Source organism: Pseudomonas sp. DWP3-1-2, from assembly GCF_049896285.1.
GTDB lineage: Bacteria > Pseudomonadota > Gammaproteobacteria > Pseudomonadales > Pseudomonadaceae > Aquipseudomonas.
The window spans coordinates 26424-48283 of record NZ_JAFCTZ010000003.1 but is presented as its reverse complement, the minus strand read 5'-3'; the positions used below and the strand labels follow the sequence as shown (position 1 = coordinate 48283).

Genomic DNA, 21860 nt, shown 5'->3' with positions numbered 1-21860 from the left:
ATGAATGACCCGACCCACCCCGACCATGAAGACGAAGTTGGCCTGGCCCTTGAAGAGGGCTGGTTGCCGATTCGCGAAGTCGCTCGGCAAACCGGCGTCAACGCCGTCACGTTGCGCGCCTGGGAACGCCGTTATGGGTTGATCGTCCCCCATCGCACGCCCAAGGGGCATCGGCTCTATTCGGATTATCACGTGCAGCGGGTGATGAACATTCTCACCTGGCTGAACCGTGGCGTTTCGGTCAGCCAGGTCAAGCATTTGATCGACAGCCGTCAGCAAGAGGCCAGCGTGCCCGGCAACGACTGGGATGCACTGCGTCAAACCCTGATCACCCTCATCGGTGAGTTGGCCGAACGCCGGGTCGATGATGCGTTCAACCAAGCGATGTCGCTTTATCCCCCGCGCACGCTCTGCGAACAGTTGCTGATGCCGCTGCTGTCAGAGCTGGAATGCCGCTGGCAAGGTCATTTCGGCGGACAGATGGAGCGCGTGTTCTTTTACTCCTGGCTGCGCAGCAAGCTGGGCGCGCGGATTTACCACAACAACCGCCAGTTGAGCGGTGCGCCGGTATTGCTGATCAATCATTCCGACCTGTCCCTGGAGCCTCACTTGTGGCTGACGGCCTGGCTGATCAGCAGTTGTGACTGTGCCGTGGAGGTCTTTGACTGGCCGCTCCCGGCCGGTGAGCTGGCCCTGGCCAGCGAGCTGCTCAAGTCCCGAGCGGTGCTGCTGTACTCCAGCAAGGCGCTGAACATCGGACAGTTTCCCAAGCTCCTGACCAATGTCGCCTGCCCTGCCCTGCTGGTGGGCTCGGCTGTGCGCATTCATTACAACGAACTCGTCACCCCCGCGACCCGCATAGAGGGCCTGACCCTGGCGGACGGCCCGCCGGCCGCACAAACCGCATTGCAAGAACTCGGGCTTATCTAAGGAATGACCATGCAACTGCTTTGGCTGCGCAGTGATTTGCGCACTCACGACAACACGGCGTTGACCGCTGCCATGGAGCAGGGACCGACCGTGGCCGTCTACCTGATCAGCCCAGAACAGTGGAGGCGCCATGACGACGCGGCGTGCAAAGTGGATTTCTGGATGCGCAACCTCGCGCAGGTCAAAAATGCACTGGCCAGCCTGAACGTACCGTTGTTGATTCGCCACGCTAATACCTGGGACCAGGCACCGAACGTGTTGCTTACGCTGTGTCGCGAGCACAAGATCCAGGCCGTGCATGCCAACGATGAATACGGCATCCATGAAACCCGGCGTGATCAGGCGGTGGCGAGCGCCCTTGACCAGGCAGGCATCCACTGGCGCACTTATCTGGATCAACTGCTGTTCAAACCGGGCAGCGTGGTGACCAAAACCGGCAGTTACTTCAAGGTCTTCAGCCAGTTCCGCAAGGTTTGCTATGCACGCATGCATCAAGCCATGCCGCCACTGGTCCATGCGCCGAAAAAAAAACAGGCACTGAACATCGACAGTGACCCGGTGCCCGACCAGGTAGAAGGCTTCGAGCGCCCCAGTGCCGCGCTTCAAGCCTTGTGGCCCGCGGGCGAAGATGAAGCCCGCCGCCGACTGGCCGCATTCAGCGATGAGCAAATCGACTATTACCGCAGCGAGCGCGATTTCCCCGCCAAGCCCGGCACCAGCCAGCTGTCAGCGTATCTTGTGGCTGGCGTGATTTCGCCGCGTCAATGCCTGCATGCCGCGCTGGTCAGTAACCATGGCGAGTTCGAGACTGGCAGCGTTGGCGCGGTCACCTGGATCAATGAGCTGCTGTGGCGCGAATTCTACAAACATATTCTGGTGGGTTACCCGCGCGTCTCCCGCCACCGGGCTTTTCGCCCCGAAACCGAAGCGCTGAAATGGCGTGATGCTCCGCAAGAACTGGCGGCCTGGCAACAAGGCCGCACGGGTTTGCCGATCATCGATGCGGCCATGCGTCAGCTACTGGACACCGGCTGGATGCATAACCGCCTGCGCATGGTGGTTGCCATGTTCCTGACCAAGAACCTGCTCATCGACTGGCGCGAAGGCGAGCGGTTCTTCATGCAGCATCTGATTGACGGCGACCTGGCGGCCAACAACGGCGGCTGGCAATGGAGCTCGTCCACGGGCACAGACTCGGTGCCGTATTTCCGGATCTTCAACCCGGTGGCCCAGTCGGAACGATTCGACCCCGAGGGGCGCTTCCTCAAGCAATGGCTGCCTGAACTGGCCGGGTTAAACAAAAAAGAACTGCATAACCCGGCAGCCGCCGGCGGGCTGTTCGGGGTGGCGGATTATCCCAGGCCCATCGTCGACCTGAGCAAAAGCCGCGCCCGAGCCCTGGCCGCTTTCAAGGCCCTGCCGCATCGCAACACCACCAGCGAGCCTGACCATGAGTGATTACCTGCGGCGCTTTGCCCATGAGTTTGCGGCGCTGGACAAAAACAGCCTGCACCGGCTCGGCACCCTGTACAGCGACGACGTGGTTTTTACCGACCCGCTGCACAAGATCCGTGGCCTGAAGCCCATGCAGGACTACTTCGCCCAGCTGTACGCCAATGTCAGCCGTCTGCATTTCGATTTCTACGGCTTCGATGAAGTCACGCCAGGCAGCGGCTATCTGCGCTGGACCATGAGCTACGCGCACCCACGTCTGGCCAAAGGCGGCCTGATCCGCGTGGATGGCTGTTCGCACTTGCTCTGGGCCGACAAGGTTTATCAACACCGCGACTACTTCGATGCCGGGGCGTTGCTCTACGAGCACCTGCCCATCATGGGACGAAGCATTGCGTGGCTCAAAGGGAGACTGGCATGACAAATCCGAACCCACGACGCATCTGGTTGACGGGCGCCAGCAGCGGTATCGGCCTGGCGCTGGCTGAGCAACTGCTCAAGGACGGTCATCTGGTCGCTCTGACAGCGCGAACGCTTCAGCCACTTGAAGACCTGGAAAAACGCTATCCACAACAGGTGCTGCTGGTGCCCGGCGATGTCACCGATGGCCAGAAAGTCACGGACATTGGCGACCGAATAACCCAGGTATGGGGCGCGCTGGACACCGCCATACTCAACGCCGGCACCTGCGAATACATCGACAGCAGCGCTTACGACGCGGCGCTGTTCGAACGTGTGGTACGCACCAATCTGCTGGCCAGTTCCTACTGCGTGCAAGAAGCATTGCTGCTGCTTCGCCATGGGCAACAGCCTCACCTGGTGGGAGTTTGCAGTTCGGTCACCTTCGTGCCGTTGACCCGAAGCGAAGCCTACGGCGCCTCCAAGGCCGGGATGCGCTATCTGTTCGAGTCGCTGCGCATTGATCTGGCCCATGAAGGTATCGATGTCACGGTTGTCAGCCCAGGCTTTGTCGACACACCGCTGACCGCCAAAAACGACTTCGCCATGCCCATGCGCTGGTCGGCAAACAAGGCCGCCCAATACATTGCAGAACGCCTGCACCGTAACCGCCGCCCACTGGAAATCTCGTTCCCCATGCTGTTCATCCTGATGCTGCGCCTGTTGTCGGCGCTGCCGACGCGGGTGCAACTGGCCTTGGGCAAGCGTATGGCGCGAACGTCGCAGCCGATGAAGGGTGGGCGATGAAAATAGCCATCATTGGCAGCGGCATTGCCGGCCTGACCAGCGCCTATCTGCTCAACCGCGCCCATGAAATTACGGTCTTCGAAGCTGAGGACTGGATCGGCGGTCACACCCATACAGTTGACGTTCAGGTCGACGGCCGCGATTACGCTATCGACACCGGGTTCATCGTATTCAACGACTGGACTTACCCGAACTTCATCCGCCTGCTGGAACAGCTCGGCGTTGCGTTCAAGCCCACCGAGATGAGTTTTTCGGTGTGCGATCCGAAAACCGGGACTGAATATAACGGCAATAACCTCAACAGCCTGTTCGCCCAGCGCAGCAACCTGTTGTCACCCAGCTTCTGGGGCATGCTGCGTGACATCTTGCGCTTCAACCGGGAAGCGCTGGATGACCTGCAAAGCAAGCGCATCGCCCAGGACACCACGTTGGGCGCCTACCTGAAAAGCGCCGGCTATGGGCAGCGCTTCACTGAGCACTACATCGTGCCTATGGGCGCGGCGATCTGGTCGATGTCCCTGGCGGACATGCTGGGGTTTCCGTTGCAGTTCTTCGTGCGTTTTTTCAAGAATCACGGGCTGCTGTCCATCAGCAATCGTCCGCAGTGGTGTGTTATCGAGGGCGGCTCAAGCCGTTACGTCGAGCCGTTGATCGAGTCGTTCCAGCATCGGATCCGCCTTGCCTGCCCGGTGCATAGCGTTCACCGGGACGCCAAGGGCGTGATGGTCAACAGTGCGTCCGGCAGCGAGCGTTTCGACAAGGTGATTTTTGCCTGCCATAGCGATCAGGCGCTCAGGCTGCTGGCAGACCCCACCGCCACCGAACAGGCCATTCTCGGCGCCCTGCCCTACGCCGAAAACGAGGTGGTGTTGCACACCGACATCAATCTGCTGCCCAAACGGCCGTTGGCATGGGCCAGCTGGAACTATCGGCTCGGCGGCGACGAAACCCAGATGGCCGCTGTCACCTATGACATGAATATTCTGCAGGGGATCGAAAGCGACACCACCTTCTGCGTCAGCCTGAATCAGACTGCCGCCATTGATCCGCAGAAAATCCTCGCCCGCTACCGCTATTCCCACCCGCAATACAGTCTGGCAGGCGTTGCAGCCCAGAGCCGCTGGCAAGAGCTCAACGGTGCCAACCACACCTGGTTCTGTGGCGCGTACTGGGCCAATGGCTTCCACGAGGACGGTGTTGTCAGCGCGCTGCGCGTGGCGGCCGAGTTCGGTGAGTCCTTGTGAACAGCGCCTTGTACAGCGGCTGGATCAGCCATCGCCGGTTCGCCCCCAAGGGCCATGCATTCCGTTATCGGATCGGCCTGCTGTACCTGGATCTGGACGAACAGGCGGCCGTGCTTGACCTGTCGCCCCTGGCGGGAGCGCGAAGATTTGCGCCGTTTTCCTTTCGGGAAACCGATTACCTGCACGCAATGACCGGAAGCGGCACACCGCTGATCGATGCCGTGCGCCGACTCGTGGGGGCGGCACTGGGCCATACCCCCTTGGGCAAGGTCTGCCTGCTGACCCAGCCTCGCAGTTGGGGCCTGGCGTTCAACCCGGTCAGTTTTTTTTATTGCCATGAAGTAGACGGCACGCTCGCCGCCATTCTGTGCGAAGTCACCAACACACCCTGGCGCGAGCGTTATCACTACGTGCTGCCCGCCAATGGCGAATCTCATCAGCATTTCGCGGTGGCCAAGGCCTTTCATGTGTCGCCTTTCCTGCCCCGCGACCTTGAGTACCGCATGAGTTTCAGCCAGCCCGGTGACCGCCTTGGGGTGCATATGGCCGACTGGCAGGGGGAGCTGAAGATGTTCGACGCCACCCTGAACCTTGAGCGTCAGGTGCTGAACCGCCAGACCTTGCATCGTTATCTGCTGACATTCCCCTGGATGACCGCGAAAACGTGCCTGGCCATTTACTGGCAGGCCGCGCGTCTTTTTATCAAACGCATTCCGATTTTTCCGCATCAGGCTGCTGAAGGCGACTATCGCACCGCCGCCGCGCAACCCAAGGACCAACGCCATGAAAAGCAGTAGCACTGGGTTTTCTGCCAATCTGGGTACCAACAGCCTGACCGCCAACCTGCTGCGCCGAGGTGTTTTGCGTCAGTTGGCAAGACTGCAAAAAGGACAACTGGTCCTTGTTGAAGGTGACGAACGCCATGTATTCGGCATCGCCGGCGCGCTCATCCAGGGTGAAATTCATGTACTGGATTCCGCCACCTGGGGCATGGTTGCCAGTTCAGGCTCCATTGGCGCGGGCGAAGCCTACATTCATGGTTACTGGACCTCGCCGGACCTGACTGCCGTCATCCGGATTTTCGTCAGTAATCTGGATGTGCTCGACAGCATGGAAGGCGGCATTGCCCGTCTCGGGCGGCCGTTCATTCACAGTCTGCACTGGCTCAATCGCAACACCCGTGAAGGGTCCCAGAAGAACATTGCCGCCCATTACGACCTGGGCAATGAGCTGTTCGAACAATTTCTCGACCCCACCATGATGTATTCCGCCGGGCAATTCCTCACCCCCGAGGACACGCTGGAGCAAGCGCAGCTAAACAAGTTGGAACGCATCTGCCAGAAACTGTCGCTCAAGCCCGAAGATCACTTGCTGGAAATCGGCACCGGCTGGGGCAGCATGGCGATCTACGCGGCCCAGCACTATGGCTGCCGTGTCACCACCACGACCCTGTCCAAAGAGCAGTTCGCTTACACCGAGCAGCGCATCGCCAAACTGGGCCTGCAAGATCAAGTCACCTTGTTGCTCAAGGATTACCGGGACCTTACAGGCCGGTTCGACAAGCTGGTGTCCATCGAGATGATCGAAGCCGTCGGCCATCGATTTCTACCGACGTATTTCAAGCAATGTTCGCACCTGCTCAAGGACAACGGTTTGATGCTGCTGCAAGCCATCACCATTCGCGAACAGCGGTACGAGCAAGCCAAGCGCAGTGTCGACTTCATCCAGCGTTATATCTTTCCCGGCGGCGCACTGCCGTCGGTGCACAAAATGATCGAGATCGTAGGTCGCGACACCGACATGAACCTGTTGCACATGGAAGACTTCGGCCTGCATTACGCCCGCACCTTACGGCTGTGGCATGACAACTTTCGCCACGCCCACGGCTATCTGATGGAACTGGGCTACGACGATTACTTCCTGCGCCTGTGGGAGTTTTACCTGTGTTATTGCGAGGGGGGCTTTCTGGAGCGCACCATCGGCACCGCGCAACTGCTGCTGGCCAAACCCTCGGCACAGCCACAACCGCTGCTCGGCCGCTTCGATGCTTAAAACAATCGCTAACGCGGCGCTGTTCCAGGCCGGGTGGTTCGCCTGTGTCCTGGGCGGCGACAGTGTTTGGCTGCTGATCCCGATTGGCGTATTGATCGTGCATCTGCTGTGGATAAGTTCGTGGGCCGCCGAAGGCAAATTACTGCTGTGGATAACAGGTCTAGGCACTGTTCTCGACAGTGTTTTGCTCATGATGGGCCTGTTTGATTTCGATACGGGCGGGCCTTTGATCCCGGTGTGGCTGATCCTGCTGTGGGCGATACTGGCGACAACGCTCAATCATTGCCTGAGCTGGACTGCCAGCCCCTGGTGGCGCGCCAGCCTGCTGGGCGCAATAGGTGGGCCGATGTCGTATTACGCCGGCTCGCAATTGGCGGGTGTACAACTGCCCTTGGGGCTGTGGCCCAGCATGCTGGTACTGGGCGTGATATGGGCGGTGGTGTTTCCGCTGCTGCAAGGGCTCGCCAGGTATCTTCGGACGAGACAGACCAATAATTCTGACGGGCATCGGTCAGACGTTCCACACGAGTGACCTGTGCTGGCATACACTGCGCGCCTATGACGTCCACCTTGATTGCAACCCATCAAATCCGCACAGAAACGGCAATTACTTGCTCAACCTGTGCCGCCTGCTGCTGCCAACTGGAAGTGATGCTGATCACCGACACCGGCGTGCCTGAACGTTACATCGACACGGATGACTGGGGCGGCGAGGTCATGCTGCGTCTGGAGGATGGCTGGTGCGCAGCCCTGGATCGCAACACCATGAGGTGCACGATCTATGAAAGGCGACCGCTGATCTGCAGAGAATTCGAGACCGGCTCGCAAGACTGCATGAACGAGCGCCAAGGGATTGAAACGGCTTATTTATAACGAGCCCGTTGGAGCGAGGCTTGCCCGTGAATCGGTATTCCATTCGACCTATCTATCGAATGAAATGACGTCTTCGCGGACAAGCGTCGCTCCAACGCAACGTGTGAGCTTAAAGCGGCATTGTGTAATGCAAGGCGTAGCTTTCAATCCCATCGTTGGGTTCTTTGATACCGGCGTTTGAATAATGCGTCGCGCGAATACCCACTTCATGCCCACCGGCAAAGCGCAGGCCGAACCCGATTCGGTCTTCAAAGCTGAAGGCTGAACCCAGCTTGTTGTCTTCCACTTCCGTGCTGGAAAAAAGCGCTACGCCAATACCCGCCTCAACGTAGGGTTTGACTGTTTCACCTGCAAACTCATAAACAAACACAGGAGAAAACGACACGCTGTTGTTGCTTGAGTGGGTATCCCCATCCCAGTAGGTGTATGCGCCATCCCAATAGCCCGTAAGGCGCCCGACATCGCTCTGGAACCAGCTTTTGTCCCAGTCAAACTTCATACCCAGCCGATACGTCTGAGTGTGCTCTCCGGTCTGGCCGACCGAGAACTCGACACCTGCAGCGTAAGCGGTTGTGTTGATCCCCACGAGTGCAGCCGCAACGGCAGCCAAACAAAGAAGACGCTTCATCAAATACTTCCTACCCGATAGCCGTTATTAGAGATTTTTACATCACCAGACGCTTCTATAGAAATCTTCGCTTACACAATAGTTCAGAGCGAAACAGCGCCTTTTCACGATTTTTTTACAAATCGAAGCTTCGCACACTGTCAGTTTTTTTCCAGAGTGTAGGTAGGATATTTCTGAAATGATACAGATTGGCACTCGTCCAGAACAGCGTCTCCCGGGCGGGAATATCGGCCAGCAGGTCGTCGCGGGCCAGCAATCGCTGGAGCTGCCGGGCAACTGCGCCGCCCGTGTCGATCAAAATGATCGACTCGGGGATCATTTCGCGCAGCAACGGCTTGAGGAAGGGATAGTGGGTGCAGCCAAGGATAATGGTGTCACAGCCTTCGGCCAGCAGTGGATCAACATAACTTTGCAGCAGCGCCCTGATGGTCGGGCTGGACAGATCACCGGTTTCGATCAGCTCAACCAGCCCCGGACATGGCTGAGTGACGACCCGGACATTCCCGGCAAAGCGGTCAAGCAATGCGGCAAATCGGGCGCTTTGCAGCGTCCCGGTAGTGGCCAGCACGCCGACAACGCCACTGCGCGTGGCGGCCGCTGCCGGTTTTACCGCGGGTTCCATCCCGATGATGGGCCAATCCGGGTAGCGCTCACGCAGTTGAGCGGCAGCGGCTGCCGTTGCGGTATTGCACGCCAGGACCAGTGCCTTGGCACCCTGCTGGCGAAAAAAACCGGCGATGACCATGCACCGCTCACGAATGAATTCCGGAGTTTTCTCGCCGTAGGGAATGTTTCCGCAATCACCGACATACAGCAATGACTCGTTCGGCAGCAGGCGGCGAATCTCGCCCAACACGGAAAGCCCGCCGACACCTGAATCGAAAACACCTACCGGCGCATCACTGGCTCTACTCATGCTTGCCCTGTTCGTTGGCTGAACCACAGACGCTGCACCCCGGATCGCGCCGGACCTTCAATTCGCGAAAGCGCGTGGTCAACGCATCGATCAACAACAGGCGTCCGACCATGGGCTCGCCGAATCCAGCCAGTAGCTTGAGCGCCTCAAGCGCTTGCAGACTGCCCACCAAGCCGACCAGGGGCCCGATCACGCCCGCTTCGCTACAGGTCAGCTCGGCTTCAGTACCGTGCCCGTATAAGCAGTGATAACACGGGCTCTCGGAGCGGCGCGGGTCAAACACCGACAACTGCCCTTCCAGCCGGATTGCAGCGCCGCTGACCAGAGGTTTACACGCAGCAACGCATGCCGCATTGACCGCTGCGCGCGTGGCGAAATTATCCGAGCAGTCGAGCACCAGGTCCACGGCGTCCACCGCCGCAGCCAGGGTGTCATCGTCCAGGGCACGGCGATGAGCAACGAGCCTGATTTCAGGGTTGATCGCGGTCAGCCGGGCAATGGCCGAATCGACCTTGCCCAAACCGACGCTGGAGGTGTCATGAATGATCTGACGCTGCAGATTGGTCAGATCGACCGTATCGAAGTCGGCCAGATGCAACTCGCCAACGCCCGCCGCAGCCAGATACAAGGCCACGGGCGAACCCAGGCCGCCAAGGCCGACGATCAATGCCCGACTTTGCTTGAGGCGCAACTGGCCTTCAATGTCCACATGCTGCAACAGAATCTGTCGGCTATAGCGCAACAGTTCCCCGTCGGTCAGCACGGCAGGCATCCGAAGGTGATGCGTTCGTGCTCTCCCAGATCGCGGCGAGTCTGGATTTTTTCGAAACCCTGGCCGCTCAACAGGTCGCGCACGGCGGCGCCCTGATCGTAACCATGCTCAAGCAACAACCAGCCGCCGGCATTCAGATGGGCCGGAGCCTGGCGGGTAATCAGGCGAAGGTCATCCAGGCCATCGGCCCCGGCGACGAGGGCACTATTGGGTTCGAAACGCACATCGCCGGTGTCAAGATGCGGATCTGCCGAGGCTATATAAGGCGGATTGCTGATAATCACGTCGAACCGCTGCCCTTCAAGGGCGCTGAACCAATGGCTGTTCAGCACCTTGGCATTGTTCAGATGCAAACGCTGACGGTTGCGTTCAGCCAGGGCGACGGCTTCGATCACCCGATCGACCGCAGTGACCTGCCAGTTCGGGCGCTCGCTCGCCAGTGCCAGGGCAATGGCCCCGGTGCCGGTGCCCAGGTCCAGCACCCGGTTCGGCGCGAAGCCCGGCACCAGTTCCAGTGCAGCCTCCACCAGCATTTCGGTTTCCGGCCGGGGGATCAGGGTGTGCGGAGCCACTTCCAGGTCCAGCTTCCAGAAACCTTGCTGACCCAGAATGTAAGCCACGGGCTCGCCGGTTCGGCGGCGCTGCAGATAGGACGCGAATGTCAACGCCGCTTCGCTGCTGACAATGCGTTCCGGCCACGTATGAAGGAAGCTGCGCGGTTTGCCCAGCGCTGCGGCCAGTAACAATTCGATATCCAGACGCGCAGTCGGCGAATCGGGAAGCTCGGCGCTTCTTAACAAGCTGGCGATGATGGTCATTTACTCACCCAATGCCGCAAGTTGATCTGCCTGATATTCGGCGAGCAGCGGCTCTATCACTGCATCGACCCCGCCGGCCAGAACTTCATCCAGCGAATACAAAGTCAGATTGACGCGGTGATCCGTCACTCGCCCCTGAGGGAAGTTATACGTACGAATGCGTTCGGACCGATCGCCCGAACCCACCAGCAATTTACGCTCGCTGGCAATGGCGTTGGCCGCTGCGCTGGTTTGCTGATCATTGAGTTTGGCAGACAACCAGGACATCGCTCGGGCACGGTTCTTGTGCTGAGAGCGCTCCTCCTGACATTCGACGACGATACCCGAGGGCAAGTGAGTAATCCGAATGGCCGAGTCGGTCTTGTTGACGTGCTGTCCACCGGCGCCTGATGAACGATAGGTGTCAACACGCAGGTCTGCCGGATTGATTTCGATAGCCTGCTGCTCATCCGGCTCCGGCAATACCGCGACGGTACACGCCGAGGTGTGGATACGGCCCTGGGATTCAGTCTCGGGAACGCGCTGCACGCGGTGCGCGCCGGACTCGAACTTGAGCTTGCCGTAGACGTTATCGCCTTCGACCCGGGCGATGACTTCTTTGTAACCGCCATGCTCGCCGATGTTTTCCGACAGGATTTCCACCCGCCAGCCACGTCGCTCGGCGTAACGGGAGTACATCCGAAACAGGTCGCCGGAGAAAATAGCCGCCTCATCGCCGCCGGTTCCGGCACGAATTTCCAGGAACACGTTGCGGCCGTCATTAGGGTCTTTGGGCAGCAGCATGCGTTGCAGCTGACTTTCCAGCTCCGCCAGCAACTGCTTGGTTTCCCGGACTTCCTCCACAGCCATTTCACGCATGTCCGGATCGCTGTCCTTGAGCAGCGCCTGTGCGCCGTCCAGATCCGCCAGTGCCTTGAGGAGCTGTTTATAAGCGGCGACGATCGGCTCGACTTCCGCATATTCACGGGAATAGGCGCGGAATTTGTTCTGGTCACTAATGACTTCCGCGTCGCCGAGCAACGCAGTCAATTCCTCGAAACGGTCGCTGAGGATATCCAGCTTGTTGAGCAGTGAAGCTTTCATCGCGGGGGTTTATCCGTCGAGCCCTCACCGAGGGCAAAAAGTTCCTGGGCCATGGCCAGCGCATCGAGGCGGCCTTCGGCAGACAGTTTTTTCAGTTGCACGCTGGGTGCATGCAGCAATTTATTGGTCAGACCGCGGGCCAACTGAACGAGCACGTCTTCGGCATTGGCACCGTTGGCCAGCATGCGCTGCGCTTTGAGCAGTTCCTCGTCGCGCAGTCGTTCGCTTTGCTGGCGATAAGCCCTGAGCACGTCGACCGCAGCCAGTTCACGCAAGCGAAACATGAACTCGTCGGCGCCCGCGGTAACCATCTGCTCGGCCGCCATAGCCGCGCCCTGACGGCTTTTCAGGTTTTCGGCTACCACATCGTGCAAGTCATCGACGGTATACAGATAAACGTCGTCCAGCTCGCCGACCTCAGACTCGATATCCCGCGGCACGGCGATATCGACCATGAAAATCGGCTTGTGCTTGCGCAGCTTCAGGGCGCTTTCCACCGCGCCCTTGCCCAGAATCGGCAACTGGCTGGCGGTGGAGCTGATCACGATGTCACTGTTGACCAGCTCGGCCGGAATATCGGACAGCAACACCGCATGGGCGCCGAATTCCGCGGCCAGGATGCTGGCGCGTTCCAGCGTCCGGTTGGCCACCACGATGCGTTTGACGCCCAGTTCGTGCAAATGACGGGCAACCAGCGTGATGGTCTCGCCCGCCCCGATCAACAATGCCTGGCTGCGCTGCAGATCACTGAAGATCTGCTTGGCCAGGCTGACGGCGGCGAAGGCCACCGAGACCGGGTTCTCGCCGATCGCCGTGTCCGTACGCACCTGTTTGGCGGCGCTGAACGTGGCCTGGAACAAACGGCCCAGCAGCGGACCAATGGTTCCCGCCTCCCGGGCCACGGCATAAGCCGATTTCATCTGACCCAGAATCTGCGGCTCGCCCAACACCAGCGAGTCAAGGCCCGACGCAACGCGCATCATGTGGCGCACGGCGGCATCGTCCTCGTGCACATAGGCACTGGCACGCAATTCTTCAAGGCTCAGCTGGTGATAATCGGCCAGCCAGGCCAGGATGGAATCGGACGCGAGTTCATCGTGTTCGATGTACAACTCACTGCGGTTGCAGGTCGAGAGGATCGCAGCTTCGCGGCTGTGGGTCAGACGGCAGAGCTGTTGCAGGGCCTCTACCAACTGTTCAGGCGTAAAAGCCACGCGCTCGCGGACGTCTACCGAGGCAGTCTTATGGTTAATACCAAGTGCAAGGAAGGCCATTCAAGGTCGCTGATGGTGACGTGAAGCCGACAATTGTCCTACTTCAATAGATTCAGAACAACCACCGCAGACTATTGTCCTAATAGACGCACTGTACAGGCGCCCCTGAACGGGACCTGTAGCGTGCAAAAAATGCACCCCGGCAGTTTTCAACCGGCTGTGGGTTTGCTCCCGGCCTTGTGTCATGATGCCCAAACCGCAGGTAAGTCGCCCCTTCTTAATATATGAATAGATCCTCCGCTTTATTCCTTGCCCTTGTCTTTCTGAGCGGCTGCCAGTCAATGGCCCCCGTTGAGCCACAGGCCACGCCTGCACCGAAGGACGCGCCCCCCGCACCTGAAGGCAAGCCTCAGGTCTATGGATCGTTCACCCAGGAAACCCTGGTCAGCCTGCTGAGCGCCGAGCTCGCGGGGCAGCGCAACCGCTTCGACATCGCGCTGGACAACTACGTCACCGAGGCCATCAAGACTCAGGACCCCGGTGTCTCCGAACGGGCGTTCCGCATAGCCGAGTACCTGGGCGCCGATCAGGCCGCGCTGGACACCGCGATGATCTGGGCCAGAAACGACCCGGCCAGTCTTGAAGCCCAGCGCGCCGCCGCCATCCAGCTGGCTCGCGCCGGTCGTTACGACGACTCCATGACCTACATGGAAAAAGTGCTTCAGGGCCAGGGCGACACGCATTTCGATTTTCTCGCGCTGTCTGCCTCCGAAACGGACCCTGAAACGCGCAGTGCGCTGCTGACCAGTTTTGACCGGCTGCTCGTGAAGTACCCCAACAACGGCCAGCTGATTTTCGGCAAGGCGCTGTTGTTGCAACAAAACGGCGACGCCGAAAATTCCTTGAAATTACTGGAAGACAATCCGCCCAAGGAAGGCGAAATCGCGCCTATCCTGCTGCGCGTGCGCTTGCTGCAAGGCATGGACCGCAGCAAGGAAGCCCTGCCGATCCTTGAAAAAAGCATCAAGAAATACCCGGACGACAAACGCTTGCGCCTGACCTATGCACGCATGCTGGTCGAGCTCAATCGCATGACAGATGCCAAGGCCCAGTTTTCCAGCCTTGTCCAGCAATTCCCCGAGGACGACGACCTGCGCTACTCCCTGGCGCTGGTCTGCCTGGAAGCCAAGGCGTGGGATGAAGCGGCGGGCTATCTGGAAGACCTGATCGCCCGTGACGCGCACGTTGACTCTGCGCACCTGAATCTGGGACGCATCCACGAAGAACGCAACGACCCACAAAGTGCCCTGTCGGAATACGCCCAGGTCGGCCCGGGCGCCGATTACCTGACCGCGCAACTGCGTCAGGCCGATATCCTGATGAGCAACGGCAGCGCAGCCGAAGCGTCAAAACGTCTGACCGAAGCCCGGGAGGCGCAACCGGACTACGCCATTCAGCTGTACCTGATCGAAGCCGAAACCCTGGCCAATAACAATCAGGCCGAACGTGGCTGGCAGGTACTGAACCAGGCGCTCAAGCAGTACCCTGATGACTTGAACCTGCTGTACACACGGGCAATGCTGGCGGAAAAGCGCGACGATCTGACGCAGATGGAAAAAGACCTCAGGGCGATTCTCAAGCGTGAACCCGAGAATGCCATGGCGCTGAATGCCTTGGGCTACACCTTGTCCGACCGCACAACGCGCTACGCAGAGGCCAAGGAACTGATCGAAAAAGCTCACAAGCTCAACCCGGATGACCCGGCGGTGCTCGACAGCCTCGGCTGGGTGAACTATCGCCTGGGGAATCTGGACGAAGCCGAGCGCCTGCTGCGTCAGGCCCTGGAACGCTTCCCGGATCACGAAGTCGCCGCACACCTGGGCGAAGTGCTCTGGGCCAAAGGCGAACAGCGCGAAGCCCGAAAAGTCTGGGGCAAAGCCCTGGAACAACAACCTGACAGCCCTATTTTGCGTAGCACCTTGCTGCGCCTGACCGGATCCGAGACTCTTTAATTCTATGTTTTTGCGCCATGTAATCGTCTTCAGCCTCATCGCCCTGCTCGCCGGCTGCGCCGGTATTTCTTCCCGTGAAGCCCTGGAGGGCAAAGGGGACCCGGCGCAATGGCGCCAGCACAAACAACAGCTGAGCAGCCTCGACGGCTGGCAGATCAACGGCAAGGTCGGCATCCGTGCACCTAAGGACTCGGGGAGCGGCACGCTGTTCTGGCTGCAACGCCAGGATTACTACGACATCCGCCTGTCCGGCCCACTGGGACGCGGCGCGGCGCGCCTCACCGGTCGCCCCGGCGCGGTCAGCCTGGAAGTCGCCAATCAGGGCCGCTACGAAGCTGCCACCCCCGAAACACTGCTGCAGGATCAACTGGGCTGGAAGCTTCCGGTCTCGCACCTTGTCTGGTGGGTACGCGGCCTTCCCGCACCTGACAGCAAAAGTCGTCTGATGCTTGATGGCGACAGCCGTCTGGCAAGCCTCGAACAGGACGGATGGCAGGTTCAATACCTGAGCTATGTCGAGCAAAACGGCTATTGGCTGCCTGAACGCGTCAAACTGCATGGCCAGGACCTCGACGTCACGCTGGTCATCAAGGACTGGCAACCGCGCAAACTGGGGCAGTAAACATGAGCGAGCCTCGCCTGACACTGCCCGCCCCGGCCAAACTGAACCTGATGCTGCACATTCTTGGCCGTCGTCCTGACGGCTATCACGAACTGCAAACCCTGTTTCAGTTTCTCGATTACGGCGATGAACTCAGCTTCGCCGTTCGCCAGGACGGCGACATTCGCTTGCAGACCGACGTACCGGGCGTTCCCCACGACAGCAACCTGATCATCAAGGCCGCTCGTGCGCTGCAAGAACAATCGGGCTGCGAGCTCGGCGTGGACATCTGGCTGGAAAAACGCCTGCCCATGGGCGGCGGTATCGGCGGCGGAAGCTCTGACGCTGCCACGACCCTGCTGGGTTTGAATTATTTGTGGAACCTGGGATGGAACGCAGACCGACTCGCGGCGCTGGGCCTTTCCCTGGGCGCGGACGTCCCGGTTTTTGTCCATGGACATGCTGCGTTTGCCGAGGGCGTGGGTGAAAAACTCACCCCTGTAGACCTTGAAGAACCGTGGTATCTGGTCCTCGTGCCGCAAGTATCTGTAAGTACAGCGGAAATTTTTTCAGATCCACTGTTGACACGTAACACTCCTCCCATTAAAGTGCGCCCCGTTCCCAAGGGAAACAGTCGAAATGACTGCTTACCGGTTGTAGCAAGGCGTTATCCAGATGTACGTAACGCTTTGAATTTGTTAGGTAAATTTACCGAAGCAAAATTAACCGGAACTGGAAGTTGTGTGTTTGGGGCCTTCCCAAACAAAGCTGAAGCTGATAAAGTCTCGGCCCTTCTTACAGAGACCCTTACAGGGTTTGTAGCGAAAGGAAGCAACGTGTCAATGTTGCATCGCAAGCTGCAAGATCTGCTCTAAAAGGAACCGGGTACTGGGTACTCGATGCAACAGATACAGGGGCGTCGCCAAGCGGTAAGGCAGCAGGTTTTGATCCTGCCATGCGTTGGTTCGAATCCAGCCGCCCCTGCCATTTTCTATACTCATCCAGGTTACCCTCAGCCTCTAGGTACTGCGCGTGTCCAAGATGATGGTCTTTACGGGGAACGCTAACCCCGATCTGGCTCGACGTGTCGTACGTCAGCTGCATATCCCACTAGGTGATGTCTCCGTCGGTAAATTTTCCGATGGTGAAATCAGTACTGAGATAAATGAAAACGTCCGCGGTAAGGACGTCTTCATCATTCAGCCGACTTGCGCACCGACCAATGACAACCTGATGGAACTCGTCGTGATGGCTGATGCCTTCCGTCGCTCCTCAGCGTCCCGAATCACTGCTGTGATTCCTTACTTTGGTTATGCCCGTCAGGATCGCCGTCCGCGCTCCGCACGTGTGGCTATCAGCGCGAAAGTTGTCGCTGACATGCTGACCGTGGTGGGGATCGACCGTGTTCTCACGGTTGATCTGCATGCTGACCAAATCCAGGGTTTCTTCGATATTCCGGTAGATAACATCTACGGCTCCCCTGTATTGGTGGATGATATTGAAGATCAACGCTTCGAAAACCTGATGATCGTTTCCCCGGATATCGGTGGCGTCGTGCGTGCACGTGCCGTTGCCAAATCCCTGGGTGTCGACCTCGGGATCATCGACAAACGCCGTGAGAAAGCCAATCACTCTGAAGTGATGCATATCATCGGTGATGTCGAAGGGCGTACCTGTATTCTGGTCGATGACATGGTCGATACCGCTGGCACCTTGTGCCACGCGGCCAAAGCCTTGAAAGAGCATGGCGCTGCCAAGGTCTTTGCCTACTGCACGCATCCTGTGCTGTCGGGCCGGGCGATCGAAAACATTGAAAATTCCGTGCTGGACGAACTGGTGGTAACCAATACCATCCCGTTGTCCGCTGCAGCACAGGCCTGTAGCCGTATCCGTCAACTGGATATTGCTCCGGTAGTCGCCGAGGCGGTCCGCCGCATCAGCAACGAAGAATCGATCAGCGCGATGTTCCGCTAAGGGCTTGTCCCGGCAAAACATTTCGCAGACGAAAAGCGCCCCGCCCTGACATTCGGTCAGGGCGGGGCTTTTTTGCCCATACCGTCTTAGCGCTGGTCGCAAACGCGAAGACGGATGTGGTTAATTTGGAGAAACAACATGAACGAATTTACTTTGAATGCTGAACTGCGTTCCGACCTGGGGAAAGGTGCGAGCCGCCGCCTGCGTCGTCTCGCAAGCCTGGTTCCAGCTGTAGTCTACGGTGGCGACAAAGCCCCTGAGTCCATCAGCATGCTGGCCAAAGAAGTTGCCAAGCTGCTGGAAAACGAAGCTTCGTACAGCCACATCATCGAGCTGAACGTAGCGGGCAAGAAGCAGAACGTAATCATCAAGGCACTGCAACGTCACCCGGCCAAAGGCCACGTGATGCACGCCGACTTCGTACGCGTTGTAGCCGGCCAGAAACTGACCGCTATCGTGCCTGTACACTTCATCGGTGAAGAAGCTCCAGTGAAGAAAGGCGGCGAAGTTTCGCACGTCACTTCCGAGCTGGAAGTTACCTGCCTGCCGAAAGATCTGCCTGAGTTCATCGAAGTAGACGTGTCTGCTCTGGAAATCGGTTCGATCGTTCACCTGTCCGACCTCAAAGCACCTAAAGGCGTTGAGTTCGTGGCCCTGGCGCACGGTAACGACCTGGCTGTTGCCAACGTTCACGCTCCACGCGTTGTTGCCGCTGAAGAAGGCGAAGAAGAAGAAGAAGGCACCGCCGAGTAATTCATTACTGGGTAACGCCGGAGTTGCTCTGGAAGCATCGTGAAAGACAGCAGGCAAATCGGGCAGGATCGCGGAGTTTACATCATGGTAAATGAGCAGTTTTTGTCCACGTTTGTCGCTGTCATCAGCGGTGTTATCCACAACTCTAAAGAAGGGCCCCTGTCGTGACTGCCATACAACTGATCGTTGGCCTGGGAAATCCAGGCGCTGAATACGAACAGACCCGGCATAACGCAGGGGCTCTTTTTGTTGAACGTATCGCTGACGCGCAACGGGTCAATCTCGTCGCCGAGCGCAAATTTTTTGGCCTGACCGGGCGCTTCAGTCACCAGGGTCAGGATGTTCGTCTGTTGATCCCCACCACGTTCATGAACCGCAGCGGCCAGTCCGTCGCGGCACTCGCCGGTTTCTACCGTATTCCGGTCGAGGCGATCCTGGTGGCCCATGACGAACTCGACCTGCCACCGGGCGTCGCCAAGCTCAAGCAGGGCGGCGGCCATGGCGGTCACAACGGGCTACGCGACATCATCGCGCAGCTTGGCAATCAGAATACTTTTCACCGCTTGCGGCTTGGCATCGGCCACCCGGGCGACGCCAGCAAGGTCTCCGGTTTTGTTCTGGGTCGAGCGCCTCGCGCCGAGCAGGAAAAACTGGACGCCAGCATCGACTTTGCCCTCGGCGTGCTGCCGGATATCTTCGCCGGGGAATGGAACCGAGCGATGAAAAACCTGCACAGCCAGAAGGCCTGACATCACTCGAGGGGAAACACCATGGGCTTCAATTGCGGCATCGTCGGCCTGCCCAACGTCGGCAAATCCACTCTGTTCAACGCCCTGACCAAGTCCGGGATCGCAGCGGAGAACTTCCCCTTCTGCACTATCGAGCCGAACACCGGGATAGTGCCCATGCCTGATCCGCGTCTGGCGGCACTGGCAGCCATCGTCAATCCCAAGCGCATCCTGCCGACCACCATGGAATTCGTCGACATCGCCGGCCTGGTTGCCGGTGCATCGAAAGGCGAAGGCCTGGGCAACAAGTTCCTGGCAAACATTCGTGAAACCGATGCTATCGCTCACGTTGTGCGCTGCTTTGAAGACGAAAACGTGATCCACGTTTCCAACAGCGTCGACCCGAAGCGCGACATCGAGATCATCGACCTGGAATTGATCTTCGCCGACCTCGACAGCTGTGAAAAACAGCTGCAGAAAGTCACCCGCAACGCCAAGGGTGGCGATAAGGATGCGGTGGTACAGAAAGCCCTGCTGGAACAACTGATTGCCCACTTCACCGAAGGCAAGCCGGCCCGCACCTTGATGAAGAACATGAACGCTGACGACAAGGCAGTGGTTCGTGGCTTCCATCTGTTGACCACCAAACCGGTCATGTACATCGCCAACGTCGCCGAAGACGGTTTCGAGAACAATCCCCTGCTGGATGTGGTTCGCGCCATCGCCGAAGAAGAGGGCGCAATGCTGGTGCCGGTCTGCAACAAGATCGAAGCCGAAATCGCTGAGCTCGAAGACGGCGAAGAGAAGGACATGTTCCTTGAGGCCCTGGGCCTTGAAGAACCGGGCCTGAACCGCGTGATTCGCGCAGGCTACGAAATGCTGCACCTGCAGACCTACTTCACTGCCGGTGTCGAAGAAGTCCGCGCCTGGACTGTCCGCGTCGGTGCCACCGCCCCACAAGCCGCTGGCGTGATCCACACCGACTTCGAAAAAGGCTTCATCCGCGCCGAATGCATCGCCTACAACGACTTCATCCAGTACAAGGGTGAAGCCGGAGCCAAGGAAGCGGGCAAATGGCGTCTGGAAGGCAAGGACTACATCGTCAAGGACGGTGATGTGCTGCACTTCCGGTTTAACGTCTAACCAGAAAGCAGCGTTTTCCGGGCTTCCATAGCGTGCATGGAACCCGACGAAGACCGCAAAAGCCCCGTATATCGGGGCTTTTGCGTTTCAGGGACGTAACTGTCTGACCAACACACCTTCTTGATAGCAGCGTTCGGGGCTATGGTGAGGAACAGTCTCAAGCAGCTGGCCTGGCATCAGGTTATTGCCGATCACCGTTGAAGAAGGATGTTTCTATGTTAGGCATCGTCCAGTTTCCGCTGTTTGTATTGGCAGTCATGGCCCTCAATGCAACGCCAGGGCCCGATGTCGCTTATGTCGCGGGCCAAAGCATGGTGCACGGTCGGCGCGCAGGTATTCTTTCCGCGGCGGGTGTTGCCTTGGGCGGATGCCTGCACACGATTTGTTGTGCGGTCGGGCTCACAGCCCTGCTGGCTACTTCACCTTCAGCGTTCATCGCGATCAAGTACCTGGGTGCGCTATACCTCATCTATCTGGGGGTGCGAACGCTCTTCTCAAAAACCACGCCAGGCCACATCCGTGCTGCGACGCCCCGGCTAAACCATCGGACGCTTTTGTTTCGCGGTTTCCTGACGAATGCGTCGAACCCCAAAGTCCTGCTGTTTTATGTCGCATTCTTTCCACAATTTGTAACGCCCGACAGCGTCGACAAAACTGCGGCATTTCTGGTGCTGGGTGCAGTGTTCGTTTTCCTGGGGCTGGTCAATGATATTGCCGTCGCATGGCTAGCCGCGAAAGCCGCGCGGGCGGTCGGCGGACGACCGCAGGTCAGACAATGGATAGACAGAGTGATCGGTATCACATTCATCGGACTGGGCGTTCGACTCGCGCTGACTCACAAGTAAAGAGAAGTGAGCGCATGATGCCTGGTCGTATAGGACGTGGTATCCGACATGAGCGGTGAGCGTCTAGCGAGTGAATGTCGCAATAGTCAGGTTCATCGTTCATCAAGCGTTTTCGGCACCTGCTCGCCGGCCAGTGCCCTCCGATGGTAAGACGGCAGCAACTCCAGGGCGTATTCGGCTGCCAACTGTTGCACCTCAGTGCGAGCCCCGGCGAATCGATGTTTTCGGCTGAACAGGCTCTGGCCTTGCTCTGACTGAAAGGCCCAGGCAAAACATACGGTACCCGCCGGGATGCCATCGACATCATCCGGCCCAAGAATGCCGGTGGTCGCCACGGCGACATTGGCCGTGCTGTCATGCAATGCACCCAACGCCATTTCCCTGGCCACTTCGCAACTGGTCAGGTTGAACGTCTTAATGGTCTCAGGGTTTACCCGCAACAGGCGCTGTTTGGCTTGCGGGGAATAAACGACATAACCACTTTCGATCAACTGCCCGCTGCCTTCGATCTCGGACAACAGCATGACGATCTTGCCAGCTGTGCAGGACTCGGCTGTCGTCAATATCAATGAATATTGGCGCAGATAACTAACAGTAGTGGCGGCAATAGACATAT

Annotated in this window: 24 protein-coding genes and 1 tRNA gene; 18 read left to right on the top strand and 7 right to left on the bottom strand. The window is 58.7% G+C overall.

What is annotated here, in order from left to right; genetic code table 11:
- The 9 genes from ACP7B0_RS09115 to ACP7B0_RS09075 are packed head-to-tail and all read left to right on the top strand — an operon-like array spanning position 1 to position 7757.
- Positions 1 to 930, top strand: coding sequence for a MerR family transcriptional regulator (locus tag ACP7B0_RS09115; RefSeq protein ID WP_426140929.1), 930 nt, complete (start codon positions 1 to 3; stop codon positions 928 to 930).
- Positions 931 to 939: 9 nt separating this feature from the next.
- Complete coding sequence (phrB, locus tag ACP7B0_RS09110) at positions 940 to 2388, top strand: deoxyribodipyrimidine photo-lyase (RefSeq protein WP_426140928.1); 1449 nt, start codon at positions 940 to 942, stop codon at positions 2386 to 2388.
- Positions 2381 to 2803, top strand: a complete 423-nt coding sequence (locus tag ACP7B0_RS09105; protein WP_426140926.1) for a nuclear transport factor 2 family protein — start codon at positions 2381 to 2383, stop codon at positions 2801 to 2803. Before phrB ends, ACP7B0_RS09105 begins: the two co-directional genes overlap by 8 nt.
- Positions 2800 to 3588, top strand: a complete 789-nt coding sequence (locus tag ACP7B0_RS09100; protein WP_426140925.1) for an SDR family NAD(P)-dependent oxidoreductase — start codon at positions 2800 to 2802, stop codon at positions 3586 to 3588. Before ACP7B0_RS09105 ends, ACP7B0_RS09100 begins: the two co-directional genes overlap by 4 nt.
- Positions 3585 to 4832, top strand: coding sequence for an NAD(P)/FAD-dependent oxidoreductase (locus tag ACP7B0_RS09095; RefSeq protein WP_426140924.1), 1248 nt, complete (start codon positions 3585 to 3587; stop codon positions 4830 to 4832). The genes ACP7B0_RS09100 and ACP7B0_RS09095 overlap by 4 nt, the downstream gene beginning before the upstream one ends.
- On the top strand, positions 4829 to 5629 hold the full coding sequence (locus ACP7B0_RS09090) for a DUF1365 domain-containing protein (protein WP_426140923.1): 801 nt from the start codon (positions 4829 to 4831) through the stop codon (positions 5627 to 5629). Before ACP7B0_RS09095 ends, ACP7B0_RS09090 begins: the two co-directional genes overlap by 4 nt.
- Positions 5616 to 6884, top strand: coding sequence for a class I SAM-dependent methyltransferase (locus ACP7B0_RS09085; RefSeq protein ID WP_426140921.1), 1269 nt, complete (start codon positions 5616 to 5618; stop codon positions 6882 to 6884). The genes ACP7B0_RS09090 and ACP7B0_RS09085 overlap by 14 nt, the downstream gene beginning before the upstream one ends.
- Positions 6877 to 7416 (top strand): DUF2878 domain-containing protein, encoded by a 540-nt coding sequence (locus ACP7B0_RS09080; RefSeq protein ID WP_426140920.1) that lies wholly within the window; start codon positions 6877 to 6879, stop codon positions 7414 to 7416. The genes ACP7B0_RS09085 and ACP7B0_RS09080 overlap by 8 nt, the downstream gene beginning before the upstream one ends.
- A 26-nt stretch (positions 7417 to 7442) precedes the next feature.
- Complete coding sequence (locus tag ACP7B0_RS09075) at positions 7443 to 7757, top strand: YkgJ family cysteine cluster protein (RefSeq protein ID WP_426140919.1); 315 nt, start codon at positions 7443 to 7445, stop codon at positions 7755 to 7757.
- A 109-nt stretch (positions 7758 to 7866) separates the two neighbouring features.
- On the opposite strand, the gene ACP7B0_RS09070 is transcribed toward ACP7B0_RS09075, so the two are convergent.
- From ACP7B0_RS09070 to hemA, 6 genes are all read right to left on the bottom strand, one after another.
- The gene (locus tag ACP7B0_RS09070; RefSeq protein WP_426140917.1) at positions 7867 to 8385 is read right to left on the bottom strand and encodes an acyloxyacyl hydrolase; all 519 of its coding nucleotides are present in this window, start codon (positions 8383 to 8385) and stop codon (positions 7867 to 7869) included.
- 115 nt (positions 8386 to 8500) lie between these two features.
- Positions 8501 to 9301 carry a glutamate racemase gene (murI, locus tag ACP7B0_RS09065; RefSeq protein ID WP_426140915.1) on the bottom strand — a complete coding sequence of 267 codons (801 nt, stop codon included), beginning with the start codon at positions 9299 to 9301 and terminating at the stop codon, positions 8501 to 8503.
- Positions 9294 to 10064 (bottom strand): molybdopterin-synthase adenylyltransferase MoeB, encoded by a 771-nt coding sequence (locus ACP7B0_RS09060; RefSeq protein WP_426141539.1) that lies wholly within the window; start codon positions 10062 to 10064, stop codon positions 9294 to 9296. Before ACP7B0_RS09060 ends, murI begins: the two co-directional genes overlap by 8 nt.
- Positions 10058 to 10891: a peptide chain release factor N(5)-glutamine methyltransferase gene (gene prmC, locus ACP7B0_RS09055; RefSeq protein WP_426140914.1), complete on the bottom strand. Its 834-nt coding sequence runs from the start codon at positions 10889 to 10891 to the stop codon at positions 10058 to 10060. Before prmC ends, ACP7B0_RS09060 begins: the two co-directional genes overlap by 7 nt.
- Positions 10892 to 11974 (bottom strand): peptide chain release factor 1, encoded by a 1083-nt coding sequence (prfA, locus tag ACP7B0_RS09050; RefSeq protein ID WP_426140912.1) that lies wholly within the window; start codon positions 11972 to 11974, stop codon positions 10892 to 10894.
- Positions 11971 to 13248 carry a glutamyl-tRNA reductase gene (gene hemA, locus ACP7B0_RS09045; protein ID WP_426140910.1) on the bottom strand — a complete coding sequence of 426 codons (1278 nt, stop codon included), beginning with the start codon at positions 13246 to 13248 and terminating at the stop codon, positions 11971 to 11973. The genes prfA and hemA overlap by 4 nt, the downstream gene beginning before the upstream one ends.
- A gap of 224 nt (positions 13249 to 13472) precedes the next feature.
- Here hemA and ACP7B0_RS09040 point away from each other — a divergent pair, with 224 nt between their 5' ends.
- The 9 genes from ACP7B0_RS09040 (at position 13473) to ACP7B0_RS09000 (ending at position 21244) form a co-directional block, all read left to right on the top strand.
- The gene (locus ACP7B0_RS09040; protein ID WP_426140909.1) at positions 13473 to 15200 is read left to right on the top strand and encodes a tetratricopeptide repeat protein; all 1728 of its coding nucleotides are present in this window, start codon (positions 13473 to 13475) and stop codon (positions 15198 to 15200) included.
- A 4-nt stretch (positions 15201 to 15204) separates the two neighbouring features.
- The gene (gene lolB / locus ACP7B0_RS09035; protein WP_426140908.1) at positions 15205 to 15822 is read left to right on the top strand and encodes a lipoprotein insertase outer membrane protein LolB; all 618 of its coding nucleotides are present in this window, start codon (positions 15205 to 15207) and stop codon (positions 15820 to 15822) included.
- Between the two features lie 2 nt (positions 15823 to 15824).
- On the top strand, positions 15825 to 16676 hold the full coding sequence (ispE, locus tag ACP7B0_RS09030; RefSeq protein WP_426140907.1) for a 4-(cytidine 5'-diphospho)-2-C-methyl-D-erythritol kinase: 852 nt from the start codon (positions 15825 to 15827) through the stop codon (positions 16674 to 16676).
- A 37-nt stretch (positions 16677 to 16713) separates the two neighbouring features.
- Positions 16714 to 16788, top strand: a tRNA-Gln gene (locus tag ACP7B0_RS09025).
- 45 nt (positions 16789 to 16833) lie between these two features.
- Entirely contained in the window at positions 16834 to 17775 is a 942-nt protein-coding gene (locus ACP7B0_RS09020; RefSeq protein ID WP_002552145.1) for a ribose-phosphate pyrophosphokinase, read from the top strand.
- Between the two features lie 138 nt (positions 17776 to 17913).
- Complete coding sequence (locus ACP7B0_RS09015) at positions 17914 to 18528, top strand: 50S ribosomal protein L25/general stress protein Ctc (RefSeq protein WP_426140905.1); 615 nt, start codon at positions 17914 to 17916, stop codon at positions 18526 to 18528.
- 164 nt (positions 18529 to 18692) lie between these two features.
- Positions 18693 to 19277 carry an aminoacyl-tRNA hydrolase gene (gene pth, locus ACP7B0_RS09010; protein WP_426140904.1) on the top strand — a complete coding sequence of 195 codons (585 nt, stop codon included), beginning with the start codon at positions 18693 to 18695 and terminating at the stop codon, positions 19275 to 19277.
- A gap of 21 nt (positions 19278 to 19298) precedes the next feature.
- A complete protein-coding gene (gene ychF / locus ACP7B0_RS09005) occupies positions 19299 to 20399 on the top strand; it encodes a redox-regulated ATPase YchF (protein WP_426140903.1) in 1101 nt (366 codons plus the stop codon).
- Positions 20400 to 20614: 215 nt separating this feature from the next.
- A complete protein-coding gene (locus ACP7B0_RS09000) occupies positions 20615 to 21244 on the top strand; it encodes a LysE family translocator (RefSeq protein WP_426140902.1) in 630 nt (209 codons plus the stop codon).
- A 92-nt stretch (positions 21245 to 21336) separates the two neighbouring features.
- On the opposite strand, the gene ACP7B0_RS08995 is transcribed toward ACP7B0_RS09000, so the two are convergent.
- Complete coding sequence (locus tag ACP7B0_RS08995; RefSeq protein WP_426140900.1) at positions 21337 to 21858, bottom strand: CinA family protein; 522 nt, start codon at positions 21856 to 21858, stop codon at positions 21337 to 21339.
- Positions 21859 to 21860: the final 2 nt, after the last annotated feature.

Coding starts and splice junctions, on each gene's coding strand:
- ACP7B0_RS09115 (WP_426140929.1), top strand. CDS start 1: ATGAATGACCCGACCCACCCCGACCATGAAGACGAAGTTGGCCTGGCC.
- phrB (WP_426140928.1), top strand. CDS start 940: ATGCAACTGCTTTGGCTGCGCAGTGATTTGCGCACTCACGACAACACG.
- ACP7B0_RS09105 (WP_426140926.1), top strand. CDS start 2,381: ATGAGTGATTACCTGCGGCGCTTTGCCCATGAGTTTGCGGCGCTGGAC.
- ACP7B0_RS09100 (WP_426140925.1), top strand. CDS start 2,800: ATGACAAATCCGAACCCACGACGCATCTGGTTGACGGGCGCCAGCAGC.
- ACP7B0_RS09095 (WP_426140924.1), top strand. CDS start 3,585: ATGAAAATAGCCATCATTGGCAGCGGCATTGCCGGCCTGACCAGCGCC.
- ACP7B0_RS09085 (WP_426140921.1), top strand. CDS start 5,616: ATGAAAAGCAGTAGCACTGGGTTTTCTGCCAATCTGGGTACCAACAGC.
- ACP7B0_RS09080 (WP_426140920.1), top strand. CDS start 6,877: ATGCTTAAAACAATCGCTAACGCGGCGCTGTTCCAGGCCGGGTGGTTC.
- ACP7B0_RS09075 (WP_426140919.1), top strand. CDS start 7,443: ATGACGTCCACCTTGATTGCAACCCATCAAATCCGCACAGAAACGGCA.
- ACP7B0_RS09070 (WP_426140917.1), bottom strand. CDS start 8,385: ATGAAGCGTCTTCTTTGTTTGGCTGCCGTTGCGGCTGCACTCGTGGGG.
- murI (WP_426140915.1), bottom strand. CDS start 9,301: ATGAGTAGAGCCAGTGATGCGCCGGTAGGTGTTTTCGATTCAGGTGTC.
- prmC (WP_426140914.1), bottom strand. CDS start 10,891: ATGACCATCATCGCCAGCTTGTTAAGAAGCGCCGAGCTTCCCGATTCG.
- prfA (WP_426140912.1), bottom strand. CDS start 11,974: ATGAAAGCTTCACTGCTCAACAAGCTGGATATCCTCAGCGACCGTTTC.
- hemA (WP_426140910.1), bottom strand. CDS start 13,248: ATGGCCTTCCTTGCACTTGGTATTAACCATAAGACTGCCTCGGTAGAC.
- ACP7B0_RS09040 (WP_426140909.1), top strand. CDS start 13,473: ATGAATAGATCCTCCGCTTTATTCCTTGCCCTTGTCTTTCTGAGCGGC.
- lolB (WP_426140908.1), top strand. CDS start 15,205: ATGTTTTTGCGCCATGTAATCGTCTTCAGCCTCATCGCCCTGCTCGCC.
- ispE (WP_426140907.1), top strand. CDS start 15,825: ATGAGCGAGCCTCGCCTGACACTGCCCGCCCCGGCCAAACTGAACCTG.
- ACP7B0_RS09015 (WP_426140905.1), top strand. CDS start 17,914: ATGAACGAATTTACTTTGAATGCTGAACTGCGTTCCGACCTGGGGAAA.
- ychF (WP_426140903.1), top strand. CDS start 19,299: ATGGGCTTCAATTGCGGCATCGTCGGCCTGCCCAACGTCGGCAAATCC.
- ACP7B0_RS09000 (WP_426140902.1), top strand. CDS start 20,615: ATGTTAGGCATCGTCCAGTTTCCGCTGTTTGTATTGGCAGTCATGGCC.
- ACP7B0_RS08995 (WP_426140900.1), bottom strand. CDS start 21,858: ATGTCTATTGCCGCCACTACTGTTAGTTATCTGCGCCAATATTCATTG.